Consider the following 22,852-nt stretch of genomic DNA (forward strand, 5'->3'; position numbering starts at 1 on the left):
TCCTAGCGGACCGGCCCCCCGACACCCCTTCTACTTGCGCCCACGGCCCTCACAGGCCCCGCGGCGGCCCCTAGTGGGCCGGGGCGGGAGCGCCGCCCTCCGGGGCGGCGGCCTGCGAGCGCCGCACGAGGAAGGTCAGCGCGAAGGCCACGACGGAGACCACCGCGCCGACCACGAAGGCCGCGTGGACGCCGCCCGCCTGGGCGTTGACCTCGGTGAGGCCGTCGGTGAGCAGGCCCGCCGAGGTGCCGGACATGATCGCGACGAAGATCGCCGTACCGGCCGCGCCCGCGACCTGCTGCACGGTGCCGACCACGGCGCTGCCGTGCGAGTACAGCTCGGGCCGCAGCGAACCCAGCGCGCCGGTGAGCAGCGGGGTGAACATGAAGCCGAGGCCGACGCTGAGCGCCATGTGGGCGGCGATGACGAAGCCGACCGGCGTCTGGGCGTCGAGCAGGGTCATGCCCCACAGCACCAGGGACACCAGCGCCGAGCCCGGGATGACCAGGGGGCGCGGGCCGACGCGGTCGTAGAGGCGGCCGACCACCGGGGCGAGCAGGCCCATGACCAGACCGCCGGGCAGCAGGGCCAGGCCGGTGACGAGCGTGTCGTGGCCCAGGACGTTCTGCATGTAGACCGGCAGCAGGATGAGGGTGCCGAACAGGGCCATGAAGCTGATCACGACCAGGCCGATCGAGACGCAGAACTGCCTGGAGCCGAACACCCGCAGGTCCAGCAGGGCGCGGTCGCGGCGCTGGAGGCGCAGCTGGCGCCACACGAACAGCACCAGCGCGACGGCGCCGACCCCGATCGAGGCGAAGGGCGGGACCACGGCCGTGGCCTCGCCCTCGCCCAGGCCGGAGAAGCCGTAGACGAGCCCGCCGAAGGCCAACGCCGACACCAGGAGCGAGAGGACGTCGATGCTGGCGGTGCGCGGCTCGGTGACGTTGCGGATGAAGAGGGCGCCCAGGACCAGGCCCAGGATCGCGATGGGCAGGACGAGGCCGAACATCCACCGCCAGTCGAGCACGCTGAGGATGAGGCCCGCCAGGGTCGGACCGACGGCGGGCGCGACCGACATGACGATGGAGATGTTGCCCATGGTGCGGCCGCGGCGGTCCGAGGGGACCATGTTCAGCACGGTGGTCATGAGCAGCGGCATCATGATCGCCGTTCCCGCCGCCTGGACCACGCGGCCCACGAGCAGGAAGCCGAAGCCGGGGGCGAGGAAGCACAGCAGCGTGCCGATGCTGAACAGGGTCATCGCGGTGATGAACACCTGGCGCACGTGGAAGCGCTGGAGCAGGAAGCCGGTAGCGGGGATCACCACGGCCATCACGAGCATGAAGGCCGAGGTCAGCCACTGTCCGGTGGAGACGGAGATGCCGAGGTCCCGGTTGAGCGCGGGCAGCGCCACGCCCATGATCGTCTCGTTCAGGATCACCACGAACGCCGAGACCAGGAGCAGGGGGATGATGAAGCGCCCCGCCCGCGCGCTCTTGTCGTCCTGCGGTGGGGCCGAAGCGGTCTCGGCCGTGGATGGAGTGGGCTGCCCGGTCACAGATGTCCTCAGATTGTGGTGTTCGAAAGGGTTCGTCCGGAGGGTTCGCGGAACCTCCCCAGAGGTACCCCAACGCTCCAGACCATCCGCCCGTTCCCGGAACAGCGGTGTGTTCTGGACCATAACCGCGCCGTCGGCGCAGCAAACCCGCCGCGGGGGCCCCGCGCCGGTTCCGGGTTCGTGGCGTGTTGGGTGTGACCGGTGTTGATGTCGGATTCGACCCGACCGTAAACGGAGTGTGACCGGAGCGGGAGCCGGGCCCGGCCCGACGCCGGGAGGAAGGGGGCCGGGGCGCGCGCCGGGACCGGCCGGGCGTCACGCGGTCCGCGACCGGGGCGCGCCCCTCAGCCGCGGGTTCTCGGTCGCGGGTCCCCGGACGCCGGTCCTCAGCCGCGGGCGGAGCCGTCCGCGGGCAGTCCCCGGCAGGCGGTGCGCGCCAGGGCGAGCGCGCAGGCGTCCTCCACGACGCCGCCGATCCAGGCCGGGTAGCCAGTACCGCTCCAGTACCGCCGCCATCCCACCCCCGCCAGGGTGCCGACCGGCGCGGCCGCGGCGGCGAGGACGGTCGCCAGGACCGGCGACGTGCCCGCTCCCCGGGCCAGCAGGGCACCGCCGGTGCCCGCGCTCACCACCCTGGCCGTCAGGCTCGGCGCGGCCGTGCGGCTGGGGATGCCGGGGAGCTTGTCCCCGGAGAACTCCCCGAGCGCGGCCAGCGCCATGAGCGCGCGCTTGCCCCTCCCCGCGGAGTGCCACAGCGGCGCGCCCCCGAGCGTGCTCCGCGACCCCGCGGCCAGCCCCAGCAGCAGTGCGTGGCCCGCGCCCGATGATGCGCCCATGGTCGGTGTCCCCTCGTTCTTAGGCCGCCGCACGCGGCCGGGTGCTATCCCGGCTATCCCGTTCGGCCCCGGCGAAACCTCGGGGGGACGGGGGCCGCGGTCGCTCGCGGCGGCCGGAACCGCCGGACCGTCCGGGCCCGCGGGGGCGACCTCGGACGACATCCGCACGGAGGTGTACGCCTCCTCCGAAGGGCCGTTAGGGGGCTCCGACCAGAAATGTTGGCGATGTGACGCAAGGGGTTTCGCTCCGGTGGCCTTCCGGTCCCCAGCGTTGGTTTCGGCGCGGAGGCGGCCGCGGGCCAACCGGACCGTCCCGCGGGGTCGGGCCCGGCAGGACTAGGGTGCGGGCATGCCCCTCCCCTCCCCCGCCACCGGCCCCGACGACGCCCTCCTGGACGCGCTCGTGCGCGCGGCCTTCGGCGGCGGCGCCCGCGTGCGCGAACGCGCGGTGCTCACCGGCGGCACCTACAACTCCGTGCACCGCGTGGTCCTGGCCGACGGCCGCCGGTCGGTGCTCAAGCTCGCGCCCCCTTCCGACCGGCCCCGGCTCACCTACGAGCACGGCATCACCGCCACCGAGGCCCTGGTCCACGAGCGGGCACGGCCCGTGTGCGGCCCGCTCGTGCCCGAGGTGCTGCACCTGGGCGCCGTTCCGGGGGATCCGGGCCGCGCGTACCTGTTCCTCAGCCACCTGCCCGGGGTCCCCCTGGACGCGGTCCGCGCCGACCTGGGGCCGGAGCGGACCGCCCGGGTCCGCGGGGAGTTGGGGAGGGCCGTGGCCGCGCTGCACACCGTCACCGGTGACGGGTTCGGCTACCCGGGACGGGACGGACTGCGCGCGCCCACCTGGCCGGAGGCCTTCGGCGCGATGGCGGAGGCGGTGGTGGCCGACGCCGACCGGTTCTCGGTCGCGCTGCCCGGCGGCGGCGCGCGGATCCTGCGGCTGGTCTCGGCCAACCTCGTGCACCTGGCCCCGGTGCGCACGCCGGTGCTCACCCACTTCGACCTGTGGGACGGCAACGTCCTGCTCACCGGGACCGGCGACGGCGGGGGCGCGCCCCGCCTCAGCGGGATCGTCGACGCCGAGCGCGCCTTCTGGGGCGACCCGGCGGCCGAACTGGTGTCCCTGGCGCTCTTCGGCGACGTCCGCGACGACACCGCGTTCCTGGCGGGCTACCGCGAGGCCGGGGGCCGCGTCGACTTCTCCCCCGGGCTGCTGCGCAGGCTCGCGCTCTACCGGGTCTACCTGTACCTGATCATGTTCACCGAACCCACCCCGCGCGGGCACGCGCCGGACGAGGCGGCCCGGACCAGGGCGTTCCTGGCCGGGCACCTGGAGGCCGACCTGGCCCGGCTGGCCGGGCCGCTGGACTGAACCCGGCGGGGCCGGACCGGCCCCGCCGGGGAGAGCGGCGCCCGGGTGCGGTCAGTGGGCCCCGGGCGCCTGCGGCTCCCCGAGCCCGGCCTCGCGGCGGGCGCGGCGGCCGACCCCCTCCACCGCGCGCAGGGCGTCGCGCACGTCCCGGGCCGAGGGCGTGAACGCGAGGTTGTGGATGGTCTCCTCCGGCGCGGTCGCCGCGGCCACGACCCGGTCGAGTACCTCGTCGTCCGCGTCGCCCAGCCCCGCCTCGGTCAGGGTGGTCGGCAGGCCCACGCGCGCCGTGAACCGCGCGAAGTCGTCCACCTCCGAGGCCGGAGCGCCCTCCAGCAGGAGCTGGGTGAGCGAGCCGATGTTGACCTTCTCCCCGTGGGCGAGGTGGTGCGTCTCGTCCACCGCCGTCAGCCCGTCGTGCACCGCGTGCGCGGCGGCCAGACCGCCGGACTCGAAGCCCAGGCCGGACAGCAGCGTGGTGGCCTCCACGACGGCCTCCACGTCCGGGGTCACCAGGCCGCGGTCCACCGCCTCCAGCGCGGGCAGGGAGGACTCCCACAGGATGTCCCAGGACAGGCGCGCCAGGGTCGTGCCCGCACGGGTCGGCAGGCCCTCCACCATGTTCGTGCTGTGCGCCCGCTCCACCGCGCGCGCCTCGATCCAGGTGGCGAGGGCGTCGCCGACCCCGGCGGCCAGGAACCGGGTGGGCGCCTCGGCCACGAACTGCGTGTCGACCACCACCAGTGCCGGGTTGCGGTCGTAGAAGCGGTAGGACTCGAACGCCCCCGACTCGGTGTAGACCACCGACAGCGCCGACGTGGGCGCGTCGGTCGAGGCCACCGTGGCCGCGCTGACCCAGGGGACCCCCGTGTTGTCCCCCGCGGCCTTGGCGGTGTCGATCGCGGCCCCGCCGCCCAGGCCGATGACCACGTCGTGGCCGCCGTCGCGGATCGTCCCGGAGACGCGTTCGGCCTCGGCCCTGGTCGGAACGCCGCCGAAGCGCTCGAAGACCAGGGGCAGGTCCGCCTCGCGGAAGGAGGCGGTGAGGACGTCCTCGGTCAGCCCGCGGACGACGTCGTCGACCAGGACGAGCGGGCGGGAGCCGTGGTCGGAGACGAGCGGGCCCAGCCGGGCCAGGGCGCCCCGTCCCTGGACGTAGCGTCCCGGCGAGGCGAAGACGCGCGGCCGGGTTCCGTGGGTGTGCTCTGCCATGGGGTGGAACCTCCTCCTCGGTGGATTTCCCTCCCCCTCCCGCTGGCCGCGCACCCACCTGCCCAAACGTGCTGTGGCGAGGCATGGGCCACTCTTGGGCGCGGGGAGGGGCGCGTACGCGTTCCTCCCACCCGCCGCACACGAAGGCGGGACCGCCCCCGAGGAGGCGGTCCCGTCGTGTGTCCGGAAACTAGGGCCCGTTTCGGCCAACCTCAGCTTGTGGGGGTTGGTTCGGGCGCCCACGGGGTTCTGGAGGTGGCGGAGGCGGGTTCGTGAGGAACGAGCGAACCCGCCGGAGACACCGAAGGTTCCCGTGCTCCGGGCGCCCGAACACGGACCAAAGCGAAGCGGAGGTCCAAAGAAGCACTGCCTAGCGCGGCAGGCGCTCGGCCAGCCAGGCCTCCACCTCGGCGGAGGAGCGCGGCAGACCGGCCGACATGACCGTGCGGCCCTCCTCGGTGACCAGCACGTCGTCCTCGATGCGCACGCCGATGCCGCGCAGCTCCTCGGGGACGGTCAGGTCGTCGGGCTGGAAGTACAGGCCCGGCTCGACGGTGAGCACCATGCCCGGCTCCAGGTCGCCGTACAGGTGGACCTCCTGGCGCGAGACCGCGCAGTCGTGCACGTCCATGCCCAGCATGTGGCCGGTGCCGTGCAGGGTGTACCGGCGCTGCAGGCCCAGCTCCAGGACGCGCTCGACCGGGCCCTCCAGCAGGCCCCACTCGACGAGGCCCTCGGCCAGCACCCGCTGGGACGCCTCGTGGAAGGCCGTGAACGGCCTGCCCGGGGCGACGGCGGCGATACCGGCCTCCTGGGCGGCGTACACCAGGTCGTAGACGCGGCGCTGCACGTCGGTGAAGGTGCCCGACACCGGCATGGTGCGGGTGACGTCGGCGGTGTACAGCGTGGTGGTCTCCACGCCCGCGTCCAGCAGCAGCAGGTCGCCCTCGCGCACCGGGCCGTCGTTGCGGGTCCAGTGCAGGGTGGTGGCGTTGGCGCCGGAGGCCGCGATGGTGCCGTAGCCGACGTCGTTGCCCTCCACCCGGGCGCGGAGGAAGAACGTGCCCTCGATGAAGCGCTCGGAGGTGTCCTTGGCCTGCGGCAGCGCCTTGACGACGTCGCCGAAGCCGCGCACGGTGGCGTCCACGGCCAGCTGGAGCTGGGCGATCTCCCACTCGTCCTTGACCAGCCGGTGGTCGGCCAGCGTGACGGAGAGGTCCTCGTCGAGCTGGGCGTACTTGGCCCGGGCCTCCTCGTCGGCGTCGGCGCGCAGCCCGTCGACGACCGCGTCGAGCTCGGCGTCGTGGCCGCGCACGATGCGGGTGGTCGCGCCGCCCGCGCGCAGCACGCCGGACAGCGTGGTCACGTCGGCGGTGGCCACGCCCAGCAGGTCGGCGGCCTCGGAGAGGCTGTTGCGGCGGCCGGTCCACAGCTCGCCGTAGCCGCCCAGCCAGAACTCGCCGTTGTCGCGGTTGGAGCGGGGCTTGAGGTAGAGGACCACGTCGTGCCCGCCCTCGGCGCGGGGCGTGAACACCAGGCAGCCGCCGTCGGAGGTGTCGCCGGTGAGGTAGGCGTAGTCGGTGGCCGCCCGGAACGGGTACTCGGTGTCGTTGGAGCGGGTGAGCAGCTGCCCGGCCGGGACGACCAGGCGGTCGCCGGGGAAGGCCGCGCTGAGCGCGGCGCGGCGGCGGGCGGTGTGTCCGGCCTGCTCGACGGGCTCCAGGTCGCGCCGCTCGGTGTCGGCCCACCCGGTGGTCATCCACGCGGCGAGCTCGTCGGAGACCGACTGCGCCTGCCCGTTCTTGCGGGGACTGAACACGGGGGCGTTCGTCTCGTCCTGGGGGCGCTGCTGCTCGCTCACGTCGTGCGTCTCCTCGCGGGTCCGGCGTCGTGGCCGCTTGTGGCGGCCCTGGCCATCCATCGTACGGGGAGGCCCCGGGGCGCGGCCGTCGCGCGGACATACCGGAAGCCATAACGCGTCCGTCCTCGTCGGAGGCCGTCACCCCCCGGCGCGGACCCCTCCGGCGGCCGGGCACCGGCCGTGGACGCCGCCCTCAGGGGAACCCCTCCGGTGGCCGGTGGCCCGCCTCCTCACACGAGGTCGTGGGCGAAGGGGATGGCCGTGCGGTGGGGCAGCTCGTCGATGTCGGCCGGGTCGACCGGCCGGTAGCCGATCCGCGTGTAGAAGGCGACCGCCTCGGGCTGGGCGGGACCGGTGAACAGCAGGACCCGGGTGTAGCCGAGGTCGCGGGCGGCCTCCTCCAGCGCGGTCATCACCCGGCTGGCCAGTCCGAGGCGGCGGTGGCGCCCCGAGGTCCAGACGCGCTTGAACTCGGCGGTGTCGGCCATGGCCGCCCGGTCCTTCTTGTAGGGGCGCACGGCCCCTCCGGCGACGATCTCCCCGTCCAGTTCGGCCAGCACGAGGCGGCCGTGGGGAGCGGCGAACTCGGTCACCGGGTAGCGCGCGAGCTCGTCGGCCGCGCCCTCGGCGCCGTAGCGCTCGGTGTACTCCTCCAGCAGCCCGTCGAGCAGCCCCCGCACGCGCGGGTCGTCGTGGCGCACGCGCAGCATGCGGACCGCGCTGGTCCGCGGGTCCGCCGCGACGTCCTCGGTACCGGTGTGGGTCACGTGTTCCTCCCCCTGGACGGCGGGGCACCCCGCAGCGGTGGCGACGGGATGTCCGGTTCCGCCCGAATAATACGCGTCGGATCATCGGACCCGTGACGGGGGCCGGGCGCCTCGCCGGACCGGCGGGGGCGGTCAGTCGGCGTTGGGCCCGTACCTGTTGTCGCGGTCCTCCGGGTCGTCGGGGTCGGCGATGCTGCCCAGGGCGGCGGCCACCGGCGGCAGGACGGCCGCCACCGCGCACATGGCCACCGCCCATCCCGCGCCGAAGAGGTAGTAGACGGGCAGCGCACCGGCGAACAGGAGCAGGCACGCTCCCATGACGAGGCCGTACTGGCGTACTCGGCGCTTCATCGCGGCCCCCTCGGTCCACGGGAACCCCTCCACGCTACCCGGGACGCTCCCCCTGCCCGGGCCGCCGGTTGCGCGAAGGCGCGACCGCCCGTGCCGGGGTCCGGGCACGAACCCCTCCGCTCCCGGGCCGCAAGCCCGCCTCAGGCCTCCGCGGCGGTCCGGTCGTCCGCGGGCGGCGGGGAGGACGCCGCGGCGGAGGCCGACGGCGCCCGGAAGAGGGTGCGGGCCCGCATCGCCCGGAACCCGTTCTCGACCTCGTACCCGGCCTCCAGCAGCCGCTGTCTGGCCTCCTCTGCGCTGCGCACGGTGGCCTCGTCGAAGAGGAGGTTGTAGTAGCGCTCGGGCACCCGGTTGAGCACCGCCCTCAGGGCCCGCAGCGAAGCGGTGGCCGCCGCGTCCCCGCCGGGGGCCTCGGGCAGGATCGCGTAGGCGCGGCGCGCCCACGCGGGCAGGGTGGCGTAGGACAGCGCGCCGACCGGGAACCACAGGGGCTTGAGCGGGGCCAGCCAGGACAGGCGCTCGGGCACCTTGGGCCACAGCAGGAAGCGCACCGCCTGGCGGGCCTCGGGGGTGACGCGCAGGGCGGGCCGGACCGAGGCCAGGTAGCGGCGCAGGTCGGCGACCGAACGCGGCACGTCCTCGCGCGACAGTCCCACGTAGGCGGCGGTGCGCGACTGCTCGTCGAGGTAGCGGTCCGCGTCGCGGGCGGTCAGCGCGACGCCCGCGCGCACGGCGTTCTCCAGGTAGGAGGAGACCTCCGCGCAGTGCACCCACACCAGCAGGTCGCGCTGGTCCACCCGGTGCGTGCGGCCGGTGTCCGGGTCGGTGAAGGACAGCGCGCGGTGCACCCGGCGGACGCGTTCGCCGAGCGCGTCGGCCTCGGCGGGGCTGCCGTAGGTGGTGACGGCCACGAAGTGGGCGGTGCGCATCAGGCGGCCGGTGGGGTCGGAGCGAAAGTCCGAGCGCTGCCACACCCCCCGCATGGCCACGGGGTGCAGGGCCTGGAGCATGAGGGCGCGCACGCCCGCCACCCACATCGACCGGTCCAGGTGGATCTTCCAGGTGACGCTGTCGGGGGCGGCGACGGTCGGCTGCATCCGGTCTCCTACGGGCTGCGGGGGGAGTTCGCACCGTGACGGCTCTGCACCTCCACGATAGGTCCGGTGCTCCTCCGCCTCACGGCGGGTCCGCGGCGCGGCCGGGCGGACCCGCCTGCCCCGCACGCCCGGAAGGGCGCGGGCGCGGAGCACGGCAGGCGGAGACGGCCCCGTTCCCGCGCGCTCAGGCGGGGCGGCCGCGCAGGTAGGCCAGGACCGCCTGGACGCGGCGGTGCACGCCCTCGTCCTGGGGCAGGTCGAGCTTGGCCAGGATGTTGCCCACGTGCTTGCCGACGGCGGCGTCGCTGACCACCAGGTGGCGGGCGATCGCCCCGTTGGAGCGGCCCTCGGCCATCAGGGCGAGGACCTCGTGCTCGCGCGGGGTCAGGCGCTCCAGCGGGTCGGCGCGGCGGCGCAGCAGTTGGCGGACCACCTCGGGGTCCACGAAGGTCTCGCCGTCCACCACCCGGCGCAGCACGGAGGCGAACTCGCGGACGTCGCCCACCCTCTGCTTGAGCAGGTAGCCCACGCCCTGGCCGCTGCCGGAGTCGAGCAGGTCGGTGGCGTAGCTCAGCTCCACGTACTGGCTCAGCGCGACCACCGCCAGGCCCGGGCGCTCGCGGCGCAGCCGGACGGCGGCCCGCAGCCCCTCGTCGGTGAAGCCGGGCGGCATGCGGATGTCGGTGACCACGAGGCCGGGCTCGTGCTCGGCGACGGCCGACACCAGCGCCTCGGCGTCGCCGACCGAGGCCACGACGGGGAAGCCGAAGCGCTCCAGGATTCCCGACAGCCCCTCTCTGAGCAGGACGCCGTCCTCGGCCAGGACGGTGGGCACCGGGGGCGTGTCGGGGGTCACGCCGGCGGTGTCGGGGGAACGGGTCCGCACGGAAGCTCCACTCGGATTCGGGTAGGTCCGCCCTCGGGACTGGACAGCTCCATTGTGCCGCCCATGACGGCGACGCGGTCTGCGAGCCCGGTGAGCCCGGACCCGCGGGCGGGGTCGGCGCCTCCCCCGCCGTGGTCGGTGACCTCCACCAGCAGGGTGTCGGGGCGGCCCGGTCCGCCGGGTGCCGTGCCGGCGTGCACGGCGGCGGCGTCGGCCGCGGTGTGCTTGCAGACGTTGGTGAGGGCCTCGGCGACCACGAAGTAGGCGGTGCCCTCCACGTGCGCGGGCAGGCGTCCGCCGATCCGCGTGTGCACCGTCACGGGCACGGGGCATCGGTCGGCCAGCTCCTCCAGGGCCGCGGGCAGTCCCCGGTCGGTGAGGACCCGGGGGTGGATGCCGCGCACCAGTTCGCGCAGCTCGGTGATGAGCTCGTCGGCCTTGGCCTGCGCGGCGACCACGCGCTGGTCGGCCTCGCTGCCCTGCTCCAGGTCCAGGCGGGCCACGCCCAGGTCCATGGACAGGGCGACCAGGCGCTGCTGGGCGCCGTCGTGCAGGTCGCGTTCGATGCGCCTGCGCTCGTACTCGAAGGCGTTGACCAGGCGGGCCCGCGACTCGGTGACCTGGTTGAGCTCGGCGTGCAGGACCCCCTTGGGCGGGCCGACCAGCAGGGTGCGGGCCAGCAGGGAGTGCAGGCACGCCAGGGCCGCCGACGCGTAGAGCAGGACGACGAGCAGCGGCGGGGCCAGGAGGGTGTAGGGAGCCGCCTCGGCGCTGGAGGTGAGCGTCACGGGGCCGAGGTCGATGACGGAGCCGGGGCTGTCGTCCAGCAGGAGCGGACCGGAGGCCAGGACGATCGCGAGCAGCAGCAGGAAAACCGTGATCATGGCGGTGACCCCCGACAGGGGGAGCATCAGCCCCGCGTAGGCCACCTCCCGCCAGGTGGCGGCCTCGGTGTAGCGGGTGCGCACCCACCCCCACAGCCCGGGGACCGGTTCGCGGTGCCCGCTCCCGCGGGGGCCGCCCCCGACCAGGCCCAGGCGCCAGCGCTCCAGCGCGCCCAGGGGGATGGCGACCAGCGGGCCGAACAGGAACGTGAACGTCAGGCACAGGGCCAGCACCAGCACGATCCCGCCGTAGTCGGCGGAGGCCTCGATCCCTCCGGTCCACGCCATGAACAGCGCGGCCCAGGGGGCCAAAACGGGAGAGGCGAAGAAGAACAGGACGGAGGCCACCAGGACGGTGCCGCCGCTGTAGGCGAGGCCGCGCCAGGGCCAGGGGGTGAGCAGGAAACGTCTGGTGCCGAGCGCCTGGAACAGGGTGCGCGGCGCGTTCGGGGACTCCGCGGGAGTGGTCATGATCCAAAGTTAGGCAGGTCCGGCGCGCACCGGAATCGGCTGCGCCACCGGGTGGGAGGTGGGGCTGGCCCTACCTCCCGGGCCCCGGTCCGGGCGCTCGTCGGCCTCCCCGCGTCGCCGCCGGTGCGGGCCCGGGGCCTTCGGGGGGAGTGGCCGCGCGCCCGTCGCAGCTCAGGACGATAGGGTCGGACGACGTGAGTGCGAAACCGCTGATCCCTGATGTCCTGGCTGCCCGCTACGCGTCCGCGGAGCTGACCCGGCTGTGGTCCCCCGAGTACAAGGTGGTCGCCGAGCGGCGGCTGTGGCTGGCCGTGCTGCGCGCCCAGGCGCGTCTGGGCGTGGACGTCCCGGCCGGTGTGGTCGAGGACTACGAGAAGGTCCTGGAGCAGGTGGACCTGGCCTCCATCGCCAAGCGCGAGCGGGTCACCCGCCACGACGTCAAGGCCCGCATCGAGGAGTTCAACGCCCTCGCCGGGCACGAGCACGTGCACAAGGGCATGACCTCGCGCGACCTGACCGAGAACGTCGAGCAGCTCCAGGTGCGCGACAGCCTGCTGCTGGCCCGCGACCGGGTGGTGGCGCTGCTGGCCCGGCTGGGGAGGCTGTCGGCCGAGTACGGCGAGACGGTGATGGCGGGCCGCTCCCACAACGTGGCGGCGCAGGCCACCACGCTCGGCAAGCGGTTCGCGTCGATCGCGGACGAGGTGCTGGTCGCCCACGGGCGGCTGGAGGAGCTGATCTCCCGTTACCCGCTGCGCGGGATCAAGGGCCCGGTGGGCACCGCGCAGGACATGCTGGACCTGCTGGGCGGGGACCGCGCCGCGCTGAGCGCGCTGGAGGACGAGGTGGCCTCCCACCTCGGGTTCGAGCGGCGCTTCACCAGCGTGGGCCAGGTCTACCCGCGCTCGTTGGACTTCGAGGTGCTGACCGCGCTGGTGCAGCTGGCCGCCGGTCCCTCGTCGCTGGCCAAGACGATCCGCCTGATGGCCGGGCACGAGCTGGTCACCGAGGGGTTCGCCGAGGGCCAGGTGGGCTCCTCGGCCATGCCGCACAAGATGAACACGCGCTCGTGCGAGCGGGTCAACGGGCTGACCGTGATCCTGCGCGGGTACGCGTCCATGGCCGGTGAGCTGGCCGGGGACCAGTGGAACGAGGGCGACGTGTCCTGCTCGGTGGTGCGCCGGGTGGCCCTGCCGGACGCGTTCTTCGCCTTCGACGGGCTGGTGGAGACGATGCTGACGGTGCTGGACGAGTTCGGCGCCTTCCCCGCGGTGGTCTCCGCCGAGCTCGACCGCTACCTGCCGTTCCTGGCCACGACCAAGATGCTCATGGCCGCGGTGCGCGCCGGGGTGGGCCGCGAGACCGCCCACGAGCTGATCAAGGAGCACGCGGTGGGCTCGGCCCTGGCCATGCGCCAGGAGGGCGCGGGCAACCGGCTGCTGGACCGCCTGGCCGAGGACGGGCGTTTCCCGCTCGGCCGCGAGGAGCTGGACGCGCTGCTGGCCGACCGGATCACCTTCACCGGTGCCGCCGCCGACCAGGTGGCCGCCGTGGTGGAGCAGATCGACGCGATCGTGGCCGCGCACCCGGAGGCGGCCGCCTACTCCCCGGGTTCGATCCTGTAGGGGGCTCGGGACTCGCCCGGCGAGGGCCCGGGACGGCACGTGACGCCGTCCCGGGCCCTCGCCGTGTGCGGCGTGCGGACGTGCGGCGACGTGTGTATGACCCAGTTCACTGCCGCTAACAGTCGGTCCGAAAGTTAACGCCTATTACGGTTGTGCTGTCGGCACGTCCACCCCCGAGCCCCTCGGAGCACCCATGATCGACCCCGATTCCTTCGGTACCGCGCTGTGGACCGTGCTGATCGTCGCCGCCGTCGTCATCGCCTTCGGTCTGGCCGCCCTGTCGGACATGGCCATGCGCCGCCGCGAGGACCGCGCCGCGCGCGCCGCCCGGCGCGCGAACCCCGTGGCGGCGCGCGCGGACGAGCGGGAGCGGGTGAACGGGAGCGGGCCCGCCGGCGGCGGGGGCTCCCGCGCCTGAGAACGGCCCCGCCAGGGCGTGGCCCCGGCGGGCGGCCTCCGCCCCGTCCGGTCGCGCGGCTCACGCCACCAGGCGGGCGAACAGCTCCGGGTCGGCGTTGCCCCCCGAGACGACCGCGACCGTCTCCTGCGGGCGTCCGTGCGCGGTGGGCACCCGGCCCGCCAGGACCGCGGCCGCGGCCAGGGCCCCGCTGGGCTCGGCCACCAGACGCGCCCCGTGGGCGAGTGCGGCGACGGCGCGGGCGATCTCCTCCTCGGTCACGGTGACGACCTCGTCCAGGCGGGCGCGCAGGTGGGCGAAGGTCAGCTCGGACAGGCACACGCGCACCCCGTCGGCCATGGTGCGGTGGGTGCGCTCGGGCGGCCAGGCGACCAGGCTCCCGGTGCGCAGGCTCTCGGCGGCGTCGGCGGCCAGTTCGGGCTCCACCCCCACGACGCGGACACGGCGCGGGCCCGCGGCGGCCAGCGCGGCGGTGGCCACCCCCGAGGCCAGCCCGCCCCCGCCCACGGGCACGACGACGGTCGCGACCCCGGGCGACTGCTCCAGGATCTCCAGGCCGACCGTGCCCTGGCCCGCGATGACGCGCGGGTCGTCGAAGGGCGGGACCAGGGTGAGCCCCTCCTCGTCCCGGAGCCGCCGCGCGGTGGCCTCCCGCTCCCGGGGGGCGACCACGACGATGCGGGCGCCGAGGGCGCGCATGCGGTCGACCTTCACCCCGGGCGCGCCCTCGGGGACGACGACGGTGCATGGCGCCCCCTGCCGGGCAGCGGCGTAGGCGAGCGCCTGGCCGTGGTTGCCCGAGGAGTGGGTCACCACACCGCTGCGGCGCCGGGCGGGGTCGAGCAGGGCGACGGCGTTGGTGGCGCCGCGCAGCTTGAAGGCCCCGGTGGGCTGGAGGCTCTCGGGTTTGAGCAGGAACGGCGGCCCTCCGGCGGGGCCCGCCGTCAGCGGGGTGCACACCACCTCCCCGCGCAGGCGCTCCTGAGCGGCGCGGACGTCCTCCACCGTGATCAGTTCCATGCGTTCCCTGTTCCCGGTCCCGGACCGGCCACGCGTGCGGACCGGCGGCCCCCGGGACCGCGGCCGTCGGCCGGGAGGGGGAGCGGGTCTCGCGGAGGGGGCCCGCGTGCACTACCGTGGCCGGTTGACTGTCAGCACAAGTCCATATCGTCGACGTCGCAGTGCACGGGAAGCCGGTGGAAGTCCGGCGCGGTCCTCGCCACTGTGACCGGAGGGCGCCTCCCGCACGCCACTGGGCCGGACACGGCTCGGGAAGGGTGGGGGCGCGGGGCCAGAGCCCGACTCCGGGAGCCAGGAGACCGGCTGCGACCGTCCGCGTCATCAGACCACGAAGGATGGTTTGTTCGATGAAGCCCACCGGGGCACGCGCGGTCCGGTACCGCCTGCCCGCCTGCGCCGCCCTCGCCCTGCTCCTGGCCGCGACCGCCTGCGGCGGGGGCACCGCCGACCCCTCCCCCGAGGCCGCCGGGGAGACGATCCGCAACTGCGGCGTCGAGGTGGCCGCGGACAGCCCGCCGGAACGGGTGTTCGCCGCCTACCAGCCCGCCATCGAGACCGCCCACGCGCTGGGCCTCAGCGACCGCCTGGTGGGGACGGCGTTCCTGGACGCCGCCGTCCTGGAGGAGTACGCCGACGCCCAGGCCGGGCAGGAGTACTACCCCAACCTGCCCAGCCGCGAGGAGCTGCTCAGCCACAGGCCCGACTTCGTGCTCGCCGGGTTCAACGACGTGTTCACCGACGAGAACCTCGGCACGCGGGCCTCCCTGCGCGAGCTGGGCGTCGGCAGCTGGATCCCGGCACCGCTGTGCCCGAGCGGGGACGGCCGCACCGACGCGACCATCGACCCGGCCTCGGTGACGATGGACAGCGTCTACGCCGACCTGCGGGACCTGGGAGCGCTGTTCGACGCGCGCGAGCGCGCCGAGGAGGTCGTCGCGGACATGGAGGGCACGGTAGGCGGGGTCGCCCGGGCCCTGGAGGGCCGCGTGCCCGAGGAGGACCGGCCCACGGTGATGGTCGGCCGCCCCAGCGACCAGGGGTTCCGGGTGGCAGGCGGGCAGGACTTCTCCACCGAGATCATCCGGCTGGCCGGCGGCGTCAACGCCTTCGCCGACTTGGACGGCGGGCGCAACCACGACGTGGCCGTCGAGGACGTGATCGCGCGCGACCCCGACTTCATCCTGGTCGACGTGTGCTGCGACGCGCGGATGACCGCCGCCGACGCCGCCCCGGACGTGGAGCGGATCACGGCCGACCCCGTGCTGGCCAACCTGACCGCGGTCACCGGGGGGCAGGTGGAGGAGTTCACCTTCGCCGACCGCTCCGCGGGTGTGCGCAGCGCGGCCGCGGTGGAGACGGTGGCCCGGATCCTGCACCCCGGCCTGTTCGGGTAGGCGGGCCGATGGCCCCCCATGTGGCCGAGAGGCCCGTGACGACCGTGCCCTCGGGGGTCCGGCACCGGCTGCGGGCCGCCGCCGACGGTTCCGGGGTGCTCGCCGGAGCCCGCGCCCGCGCGGCCGGGCTGGCGGTGGCCCTGCTGGTCCTGGCCGCGACCCTGCTGGTATCGGTCCTGGTCGGCTACGAGCGGCTGTCGGTGTCCGACGTGTACCTCGCCTACGCCGGTTTCACCGGTTCGGACACCGACCTGGTCGTGCGGCACCTGCGTGTGCCGCGCACCCTGGCCGGGCTGGCGGTCGGCGCGGCCCTGGGCGTGTCCGGGGTCCTGGCGCAGGGGGTGACCCGCAACCCCCTCGGCGATCCCGGCGTGCTCGGCGTCAACGCGGGCGCCTCCCTGGCCGCGGTCCTGGCGATCAGCGTGTTCGGTGCGTCCTCGCTGCTGGGCTACGTCGGCTTCGCCTTCGCGGGCGCCGCGGCGGCCGTCTGCGCGGTCTACGCCGTCGGGTCGCTGGGCCGGGAGGGCGGCGGTCCGGTCAGGCTCACGCTCGCCGGAGCCGCGGTCTCGGCCCTGCTGGGCTCGCTGACCTCGGCGATCGTCCTGCGCGACCGCGCGAGTCTGGAGGAGTACCGGTTCTGGGTGGTGGGCTCGCTGGCGGGCGCCGACGGCGCGGCGCTGCTCCAGGCGCTGCCGTTCCTGGCCGCGGGGCTGGTGGCGGCGGTGGCGGTGGCCCGGTCCCTGAACGCGGTGGCGCTCGGCGACGAGCTGGCCCGCTCCCTGGGGACACGGCTGTGGCTGGTGCGCGGGGCGAGCGCTCTGGCGGTGGTGCTCCTGGCCGGGACGGCGACGGCCGTGGCGGGTCCGATCGGCTTCGTCGGGGTCGCCGTGCCGCACGTCGCGCGGGTCCTGGTCGGCCCCGACCACCGCTGGGTGCTGCCCTGGTCGGCGGTGCTGGCGCCCGTCCTGCTGTTGGCGGCCGACGTCGCGGGCCGTGTGGTGGCGCGTCCCGAGGAGTTGCAGGTCGGCGTCCTGACCGCTCTCATCGGTGCGCCGTTCTTCGTCCTCCTGGTGCGCGGGCGAAGGGTGGCGGGGCTGTGACGGCGCGTTCCGGGCTCCTGGGCCCCCGGACGGGGGTGGCCCGGCTGGGCGGGCTGTCGGTGCGGGTGTACTGGCCCTCGGTGCTGCTCGGCGGCCTGCTCACCGCCCTGGCCGCGGCGGTGGCCCTGGTCTCCCTGACCCTGGGGGACTTCGAGCTGGCCGTGGGCGAGGTGGTGGACGCGCTCACCGGCCGTGCCGGTGTGATGGTCACCCACGTGGTGGTGGAGATGCGGCTGCCGCGTGTGCTCACCGCGCTGGGCGTGGGCGCGGCGCTGGCGCTCTCGGGGGCGCTGCTGCAACGGCTGGCGCGCAACCCGCTGGTCAGCCCGGACGTCATCGGGGTCAGCGCGGGCGCGACGACCGCGGCGGTGCTCGCCATCGTGGTCTTCGGCGGCACGGCGGCGGCGATCGCGGCCAGCGCGCTGGCGGGCTCCGTGGCCACCGCGTTCCTGCTGTACCTGCTCGCCCACCGGCGCGGTGTCAGCGGGCAGCGGCTGGTCCTGGTGGGGATCGCGGTCACCGCGATGCTGGGCGCGGTGACGTCGTACCTGCTGACCCGCACGGAACTCACCACGGCGCAGCGCGCCGTGCTCTGGCTCACCGGCAGCCTGGCGAACCGGGGCTGGCCGCACGTGGTGACGGTGGCGGTGGCGCTGGCCGTCCTGGCACCTGCCGCGTTCGCGCTGGCCCGGCAGCTGTCCCTGCTCCAGCTCGGCGAGGACGCGGCGACCGCCCTGGGCGGCCGGGTGCGGCCCGTCCGGGGCGCCCTGCTGTTCACCTCCGCCGCGCTCGCGGCCGCGGCCACCGCCGTCGCCGGTCCCGTCGCGTTCGTCGCCCTGGTGGCCCCGCAGATCGTGCGGCGGCTGCTGGGCGGACGCGCTCTGGGGCTGCTGCCCTGCGCCGCCTGCGGAGCGCTCCTGGCTGCCGGTGCGGACCTGGTCGCGCGCACCGCCTTCGGGGGGAGCGAACTGCCGGTCGGGGTGGTCACCGGGGTGCTGGGCGCCCCCTTCCTGCTGTACCTGCTGGCGCGCGGCGAAGGGGCGGGACGGGGCCGGTGAACGCCCGGGGCGCCGCCCCGGCGGGTCCGCCGGGGGCGCCCTCCCGGTCAGGCGGTTCGCGGGGCCGGGGCCCCGCGGCCCCCCATCGCGAAGTGGCGCGAACCGGGGGCGAGCGCCGCGGCCCCCGGGGCCAGGAAGCACAGGGCGGCGCACACGACCAGGACCGCCTCCGTGCCGAAGGCCTGAGTGGCCGGGGCGATGAGCGCGAGCCCGACCGGGGCCAGGCCGTAGGAGAACAGGAAGTCCAGCGAGGAGACGCGGGCGAGCTTGTCGGGCGCGACCTCGCGCTGGGCGGCGGTGAACCACGGGACGTTGAACAGCTCGATCCCGACCCCCGCCAGGGCGTAGGCGGCGAACACCGTCCACGGGCCCACGGGCAGGAGCAGGCTCAGCGGCGCGAGGCCGTACAGGGCCAGGCCCGCCAGCGCCACCCACCCCTGGGAGGAGGGGCGCCAGCGCCCGATCAGCAGCGCCCCGGCCAGCGCGCCGCCGGTGTAGGCGGTCAGCGCGCCCGCCAGCACCGCCTCGGTGCCGTAGGTGTCGCGGCTGACCACGGGGAGCAGCACGCCGGTGGCGGAGTAGCCGGTGGCGATCACCGCCGTCAGGGCGCCCAGCCCCGCGAGGAACCACGTGTGGCGCCGGGCCTCGCGCAGCCCGTCGCGGAAGTCGGCGACCAGGGAGGTGCCGCGCGCGGGCGCCGTCCCCGGGGTGGGCGCGCTCCGGCCCCGGGGCGGGGCCAGGGCGGCTACCGCCCAGAGCGCGGCGGTGACCAGGAGGAGGGCGTGCACGCCCAGGACCGTGGAGAGCAGCGCCGTCGCCCCCGGGGCGACCAGGGTGGTGACCCGCACGGAGATGGTGAGCGCCGCGTTGGCGCGCTGGCGCCGCGGCTCGTCCACGACCTCGGCGGTCAGCGCCTGGAAGGCGGGTCTACAGGCTCCCTGTCCCGCGCCCACGGCCGCCGCGGCCACGGCCGCGAGCGCCAGGGCTCCGGTCGCCACACCCGCGGCGACCAGCGGCGTGGCCGCCGCCGCGAGGACCCCGGCCCACAGCACCACCGCGCGGCGGGAGAGCCGGTCGGCCAGCAGGCCGCCGAGCGGCAGGGCCAGGAGGAACCCGCCGGTGCGGGTGGCCAGGAGCAGGCCGAGCCCCATCGCGGTGAGCGTTCCGTCCAGGACGGCCAGGCCGAGGATGAACGGCATGGCCCACGTGGCCAGCCCTGAGGCGGTGCTCCCCGACCACAGGCGCAGGAAGGCGGGGTCGAGGAGCACGTGCGCGCGCGGTGGGGCCGTGGGCACGGCGCCGGTCTGCTGGGTGTGGGCCACGTCTTTCCACGTCCTCTCCGCGGGTGGTCACCGGCGGGGCGCGGCTGACGCCGCCCTCGCCCGGGTATGTCCGTCACAAGGCCCGCCCCGCCGGGCGGCGGATGGTACTGGCCGGACACACCCCGGGGACGCGAACTCCGACCCCACTAATGACAATGGTTATCGTTTTATCTACAATAGCGCGCGGACTCCGGTACTCCGAACATCCGGCGCTCCCCGTTGGTGTCCCGTGTTACTCCCGATCCCCTTTTGGAAGGACGACCGTGGACCGCTCCCTCGTGGACCAACTGCCCCCACCGCTTCCCGCCGAACAGATCCTCGCCGTCAACCCGCCGCGAGAGGACCTGCACACCACCCGCTCCTACACCTGGAACGGCTGGGGGTTCGAGGTGCCGCCCGGCGTCTTCCTCCCCGGCGGGACCAGCAGGATGATCCACCAGCGCATCCTGGACGACGACATCGACGTGCGCGGACGGCACTACGCCGCCATGGGCGTGGGCCTGGGCGTGGAGGCCGTCGCCGCTGGGGCCCGCGGCGCCCGCCGGGTCCACGCCGCCGACGTCCACGCCCCCAGCGTGGAGGCCGCCGCCGACAACTTCGCGCGCCTGCTCGGGGACGGCACCGCCACCGAACTCGTCCCCGTGACCGGCGACATGTTCGAGGGCTTCCCGGACGGGACCGCGCTCGACGTGGTCACCTTCAACCCGCCCGCGGTCAGCCGGGCGGTCAGCACCGACCCCGACGTCGTGCGCAACGTGTGCGTGGGCGCGCCGATCACGGAGAAGTTCTTCACCCAGCTGGCCGAGCGCCCGCTCCTGGCCCCCGGCGCGGAGGTCTTCCTCATCGCCTCCAACACCGCCGACCTGCGCCGCATCGTCGGGCACGCGGAGGCCACCGGCTTCCGGGCCGGGGTGCACCACCGGCACGACTGGGGCGACGGGGTCCTGACCTACCTGTTCCGTTTCCAGGAGGCCGGCAGATGACCCTGGACGACCTCCTGCGCGACACCGCCGACCGGGTCGGCGACACCGTGGCCACCAGCGTCTTCTGGCTCCACCACGGCACCCGCCTGGCCGGGGGCGACACCACCTACCTCAACCACTACGTCGCCGTGCGCGTCGGCGGGGCCTTCGGGGCCTGCGCCTTCGAGGACGGGCAGATCGCGCCGGACCTGTGCCGCGAGGCCTCGGGCGCCCCGCTGGCCGAACTGATCGCACAGGGGCCCCTCCCCCTGCGGGTGGCCGCCCTGGACGCCTACCTCGCCCACACCGCGCCGCACCGCGAGGACCCCCGGGCCGAGCCGGTCACCCTGCCCGCCGGGACGCCCGAGGAGCGCGCGCTGGCCCGGGACGCCGCCGTCGCCGGCCTCGTCCCCATCACCGAGGGCGCGCGGATCGCGCTGATCGGCGTCGTCAACCCCCTCGTGGCCGCCATCCGCGAACGCGGCGGCGAGTGCCTGCCCTGCGACCTCAACCTGCGCACCACCCGCTGGGGCGACCCCGTCTCGGAGTCCATGGAGGAGGTGGTCGACGCCGCCGACGCCGTCGTGGCCACCGGCATGACCCTGGGCAACGGCACCTTCGACCCGCTCCTGGCTCGGTGCCGCGGGCGCGGCGTCCCCCTGTACGTCTACGCCCAGAGCGCGAGCGCGGTGGCGCGCGCCTTCCTCGGCCGCGGAGTCGACGGAGTCTCCGCCGAGCCCTTCCCCTTCTCCCAGTTCAGCGCCGACCCCACGCGGCTCTACCGCTACCGGGCGACCCCGGCGGCCTGAACACCCCACGCCCTCCTCCCCGGGCGCGCGCGTGCACCGTCGCGCTCCGGCGCACGCGCGCGCCCGCCCCAGCCACCAGTAAGGAGAACGACCGTGGACGAGCACGCCTCGGAAGCGATCGGCCGCCCCGACCTCATCGACCTGGGCGGCGGACTGCTGTGCCTGCGGTTCGAGACCCTCAAGGCCCTCTCGGCCCTGGCCGCCGTCCGCCACCTCGTCGAGAGCGGCGCCGTCCGCCCCGGCGACACCGTGGTGGACAGCTCCAGCGGCGTCTACGCGCACGCGCTGGCGCTGGCCTGCCACCGGTACGGGCTGCGATGTCACATCATCGGCTCCACCACCGTGGACCGCACCCTGCGCGTACAGCTGGAGGTCCTGGGCGTACGCCTGGAGCAGATGGAGTCCACCGACGACCTGCGCCTGGACCAGAGCCGCCGGGTGCGCCGGGTCCGGGAGGTCCTGGCCGCCCACCCGGACCACCACTGGATGCGCCAGTACCACGACCCCCTCCACTACCTGGGCTACCGCGAGGTCGCCGAGACGATCCGCCGGGAGACGGCGGGCGCGGACCTCACGCTCGTGGGCGGTGTGGGAACGGGCGTGTCCACCGGCGCGCTGGGCACCTACCTGCGCGAGGCCGACCCGGGGACCCGTCTGGTGGGGGTGCAGCCGTTCGGCAGCGTCACCTTCGCCAGCGACGGCGTGCCCGACCGGGACATCATCATCGCCGGGATCGGCAGCGCCATCCCCTTCGGCAACGTCGACCACACCCTCTACGACACCGTGCACTGGACCGGTTTCACCGCGGCCCTGGCCGGGACGGTCGACCTGCTGCGGCGGCACGCCGTGTTCGCGGGGCTCTCCAGCGGCGCCGCCTACCTGGCCGCCCGGTGGGAACTCGGGCTCTCCCCCGGCCGGACGGTGGTGTTCGTCGCCGCCGACACCGGCCACCGCTACACCGAGTCGGTGTTCGCCCGCCACCGGGAGGCCGAGGCGGTGGAGGACCTCAAGCCGCTGGACGTCACCGGCACCTCCGAGCTGCGCCTGCCCTGGGCGCGCATGGAGTGGCGCCGGGCCGGGGCGCCGCGGCAGGCGGAGTTCGACCGCACGGCCTGAGGCCGGACGCGCGGGCGCGGGGCGGCGGTGGCCGCGCCCGCGCGCGGGGCGGGATAATCGATGCCGATGCGTACCGAATGGACACCGCAAGACCTGCCCGGACGAGCGTTCTACCAGCTGATGACGGCCGTGATCCTGCCGCGCCCGATCGCGTGGGTCTCGACCACGTCGGCGGCGGGCGTGGACAACCTGGCGCCGCACTCCTTCTTCACCGTCGCGTGCACCCAGCCGCCGATCGTGCAGTTCACCTCGGTGCGGCGCAAGGACTCGCTGCGCAACGTGGAGGAGACCGGCGAGTTCGTGGTCAACCTGGCCCCGGAGCCGATGCAGGAACAGGTCAACGCCAGCGGCACCTCCTACCCGCCGGAGGTGAGCGAGTTCGAGGCCCTGGGGATCGGGCGCGAGCCCAGCGCGTCGGTGCGCCCGCCCCGGGTGGCCGACTCCCCGGTGGCGCTGGAGTGCGTGCTGCACTCGACGGTGGGCCTGGGCGACTCGACGGTGGTGTTCGGCCGGGTGGTGCGGGCGGCCGTGGACGAGTCGGTGCTGGTGGACGGGCACCCCGAGGCGACCCTGCTGCGCCCGCTGGCGCGGCTGGGCCGCAACGAGTGGTCCACGCTGGGCGAGGTGCGGGCCCTCGACCGGATCCCGTACCGGCCCTGACCGGCGGCTCCCGGCGACGACCCCGGCCGACGGCTCCGACCGCCGCCGCCAGGCAGCCGATCCGGCATGC

21 protein-coding genes and 1 riboswitch are annotated in these 22,852 nt (G+C 75.1%); of the genes, 10 read left to right on the forward strand and 11 right to left on the reverse strand.

The annotated features are described in order from the left end of the window. Positions 1-70: 70 nt before the first annotated feature. Both ACSTA4_RS16895 and ACSTA4_RS16900 read right to left on the reverse strand, forming a co-directional pair. Positions 71-1,561 (reverse strand): MDR family MFS transporter, encoded by a 1,491-nt coding sequence (locus ACSTA4_RS16895; RefSeq protein ID WP_444960107.1) that lies wholly within the window; start codon positions 1,559-1,561, stop codon positions 71-73. A 386-nt stretch (positions 1,562-1,947) separates the two neighbouring features. Then, positions 1,948-2,397 (reverse strand): hypothetical protein, encoded by a 450-nt coding sequence (locus ACSTA4_RS16900; RefSeq protein ID WP_444960108.1) that lies wholly within the window; start codon positions 2,395-2,397, stop codon positions 1,948-1,950. 349 nt (positions 2,398-2,746) lie between these two features. Between ACSTA4_RS16900 and ACSTA4_RS16905 the strand changes: the two genes are divergently transcribed. Beyond that, the gene (locus ACSTA4_RS16905) at positions 2,747-3,772 is read left to right on the forward strand and encodes a phosphotransferase family protein (protein WP_444960109.1); all 1,026 of its coding nucleotides are present in this window, start codon (positions 2,747-2,749) and stop codon (positions 3,770-3,772) included. A gap of 51 nt (positions 3,773-3,823) precedes the next feature. Here ACSTA4_RS16905 and ACSTA4_RS16910 read toward each other — a convergent pair whose 3' ends face one another. The 7 genes from ACSTA4_RS16910 to ACSTA4_RS16940 all read right to left on the reverse strand — a co-directional run bounded on the left by ACSTA4_RS16910 (position 3,824) and on the right by ACSTA4_RS16940 (position 11,298). Continuing rightward, on the reverse strand, positions 3,824-4,981 hold the full coding sequence (locus ACSTA4_RS16910) for a glycerol dehydrogenase (protein ID WP_444960110.1): 1,158 nt from the start codon (positions 4,979-4,981) through the stop codon (positions 3,824-3,826). Positions 4,982-5,351: 370 nt separating this feature from the next. After that, complete coding sequence (locus tag ACSTA4_RS16915; RefSeq protein WP_444960111.1) at positions 5,352-6,842, reverse strand: aminopeptidase P family protein; 1,491 nt, start codon at positions 6,840-6,842, stop codon at positions 5,352-5,354. Between the two features lie 230 nt (positions 6,843-7,072). Continuing rightward, a complete protein-coding gene (locus ACSTA4_RS16920) occupies positions 7,073-7,609 on the reverse strand; it encodes a GNAT family N-acetyltransferase (RefSeq protein WP_248770782.1) in 537 nt (178 codons plus the stop codon). A 132-nt stretch (positions 7,610-7,741) separates the two neighbouring features. Then, positions 7,742-7,960: a hypothetical protein gene (locus tag ACSTA4_RS16925; RefSeq protein WP_444960112.1), complete on the reverse strand. Its 219-nt coding sequence runs from the start codon at positions 7,958-7,960 to the stop codon at positions 7,742-7,744. A gap of 140 nt (positions 7,961-8,100) precedes the next feature. Then, entirely contained in the window at positions 8,101-9,057 is a 957-nt protein-coding gene (locus tag ACSTA4_RS16930) for an oxygenase MpaB family protein (RefSeq protein ID WP_444960113.1), read from the reverse strand. A gap of 184 nt (positions 9,058-9,241) precedes the next feature. Further along, positions 9,242-9,943 carry a response regulator gene (locus ACSTA4_RS16935; protein ID WP_444960114.1) on the reverse strand — a complete coding sequence of 234 codons (702 nt, stop codon included), beginning with the start codon at positions 9,941-9,943 and terminating at the stop codon, positions 9,242-9,244. Continuing rightward, complete coding sequence (locus tag ACSTA4_RS16940; protein ID WP_444960115.1) at positions 9,910-11,298, reverse strand: sensor histidine kinase; 1,389 nt, start codon at positions 11,296-11,298, stop codon at positions 9,910-9,912. The genes ACSTA4_RS16935 and ACSTA4_RS16940 overlap by 34 nt, the downstream gene beginning before the upstream one ends. 194 nt (positions 11,299-11,492) lie before the next feature. On the opposite strand from ACSTA4_RS16940, the gene purB reads away from it, so the two are divergent. Both purB and ACSTA4_RS16950 read left to right on the forward strand, forming a co-directional pair. Then, positions 11,493-12,923, forward strand: a complete 1,431-nt coding sequence (gene purB / locus ACSTA4_RS16945; RefSeq protein ID WP_444960116.1) for an adenylosuccinate lyase — start codon at positions 11,493-11,495, stop codon at positions 12,921-12,923. A gap of 193 nt (positions 12,924-13,116) precedes the next feature. Next, on the forward strand, positions 13,117-13,341 hold the full coding sequence (locus ACSTA4_RS16950; protein WP_416028211.1) for a histidine kinase: 225 nt from the start codon (positions 13,117-13,119) through the stop codon (positions 13,339-13,341). Between the two features lie 60 nt (positions 13,342-13,401). Here the strand turns inward: ACSTA4_RS16950 and ACSTA4_RS16955 are convergent, their stop codons facing one another. Continuing rightward, a complete protein-coding gene (locus ACSTA4_RS16955; protein WP_444960117.1) occupies positions 13,402-14,361 on the reverse strand; it encodes a threonine ammonia-lyase in 960 nt (319 codons plus the stop codon). A 142-nt stretch (positions 14,362-14,503) separates the two neighbouring features. After that, a riboswitch (cobalamin riboswitch) is annotated at positions 14,504-14,683 on the forward strand. Positions 14,684-14,708: 25 nt separating this feature from the next. On the opposite strand from ACSTA4_RS16955, the gene ACSTA4_RS16960 reads away from it, so the two are divergent. The 3 genes from ACSTA4_RS16960 to ACSTA4_RS16970 are packed head-to-tail and all read left to right on the forward strand — an operon-like array spanning position 14,709 to position 17,913. Continuing rightward, complete coding sequence (locus tag ACSTA4_RS16960; protein WP_444960118.1) at positions 14,709-15,755, forward strand: ABC transporter substrate-binding protein; 1,047 nt, start codon at positions 14,709-14,711, stop codon at positions 15,753-15,755. An 8-nt stretch (positions 15,756-15,763) separates the two neighbouring features. Further along, positions 15,764-16,855, forward strand: coding sequence for a FecCD family ABC transporter permease (locus tag ACSTA4_RS16965; RefSeq protein ID WP_444960119.1), 1,092 nt, complete (start codon positions 15,764-15,766; stop codon positions 16,853-16,855). Further along, complete coding sequence (locus ACSTA4_RS16970; RefSeq protein ID WP_444960120.1) at positions 16,852-17,913, forward strand: FecCD family ABC transporter permease; 1,062 nt, start codon at positions 16,852-16,854, stop codon at positions 17,911-17,913. Before ACSTA4_RS16965 ends, ACSTA4_RS16970 begins: the two co-directional genes overlap by 4 nt. A 47-nt stretch (positions 17,914-17,960) precedes the next feature. On the opposite strand, the gene ACSTA4_RS16975 is transcribed toward ACSTA4_RS16970, so the two are convergent. Next, positions 17,961-19,235, reverse strand: a complete 1,275-nt coding sequence (locus ACSTA4_RS16975; protein WP_444960121.1) for an MFS transporter — start codon at positions 19,233-19,235, stop codon at positions 17,961-17,963. A gap of 263 nt (positions 19,236-19,498) precedes the next feature. Here ACSTA4_RS16975 and ACSTA4_RS16980 point away from each other — a divergent pair, with 263 nt between their 5' ends. The 4 genes from ACSTA4_RS16980 to ACSTA4_RS16995 all read left to right on the forward strand — a co-directional run bounded on the left by ACSTA4_RS16980 (position 19,499) and on the right by ACSTA4_RS16995 (position 22,782). Next, positions 19,499-20,218, forward strand: a complete 720-nt coding sequence (locus tag ACSTA4_RS16980) for a methyltransferase (RefSeq protein WP_444960122.1) — start codon at positions 19,499-19,501, stop codon at positions 20,216-20,218. Next, positions 20,215-21,006 carry a Rossmann-like domain-containing protein gene (locus tag ACSTA4_RS16985; RefSeq protein ID WP_444960123.1) on the forward strand — a complete coding sequence of 264 codons (792 nt, stop codon included), beginning with the start codon at positions 20,215-20,217 and terminating at the stop codon, positions 21,004-21,006. The genes ACSTA4_RS16980 and ACSTA4_RS16985 overlap by 4 nt, the downstream gene beginning before the upstream one ends. Positions 21,007-21,099: 93 nt before the next feature. Beyond that, complete coding sequence (locus ACSTA4_RS16990) at positions 21,100-22,122, forward strand: pyridoxal-phosphate dependent enzyme (protein ID WP_444960124.1); 1,023 nt, start codon at positions 21,100-21,102, stop codon at positions 22,120-22,122. A gap of 66 nt (positions 22,123-22,188) precedes the next feature. Further along, positions 22,189-22,782 (forward strand): flavin reductase family protein, encoded by a 594-nt coding sequence (locus ACSTA4_RS16995; RefSeq protein ID WP_212644062.1) that lies wholly within the window; start codon positions 22,189-22,191, stop codon positions 22,780-22,782. The last annotated feature ends 70 nt before the right edge of the window (positions 22,783-22,852 follow it).

Source organism: Nocardiopsis sp. M1B1 (assembly GCF_052466615.1).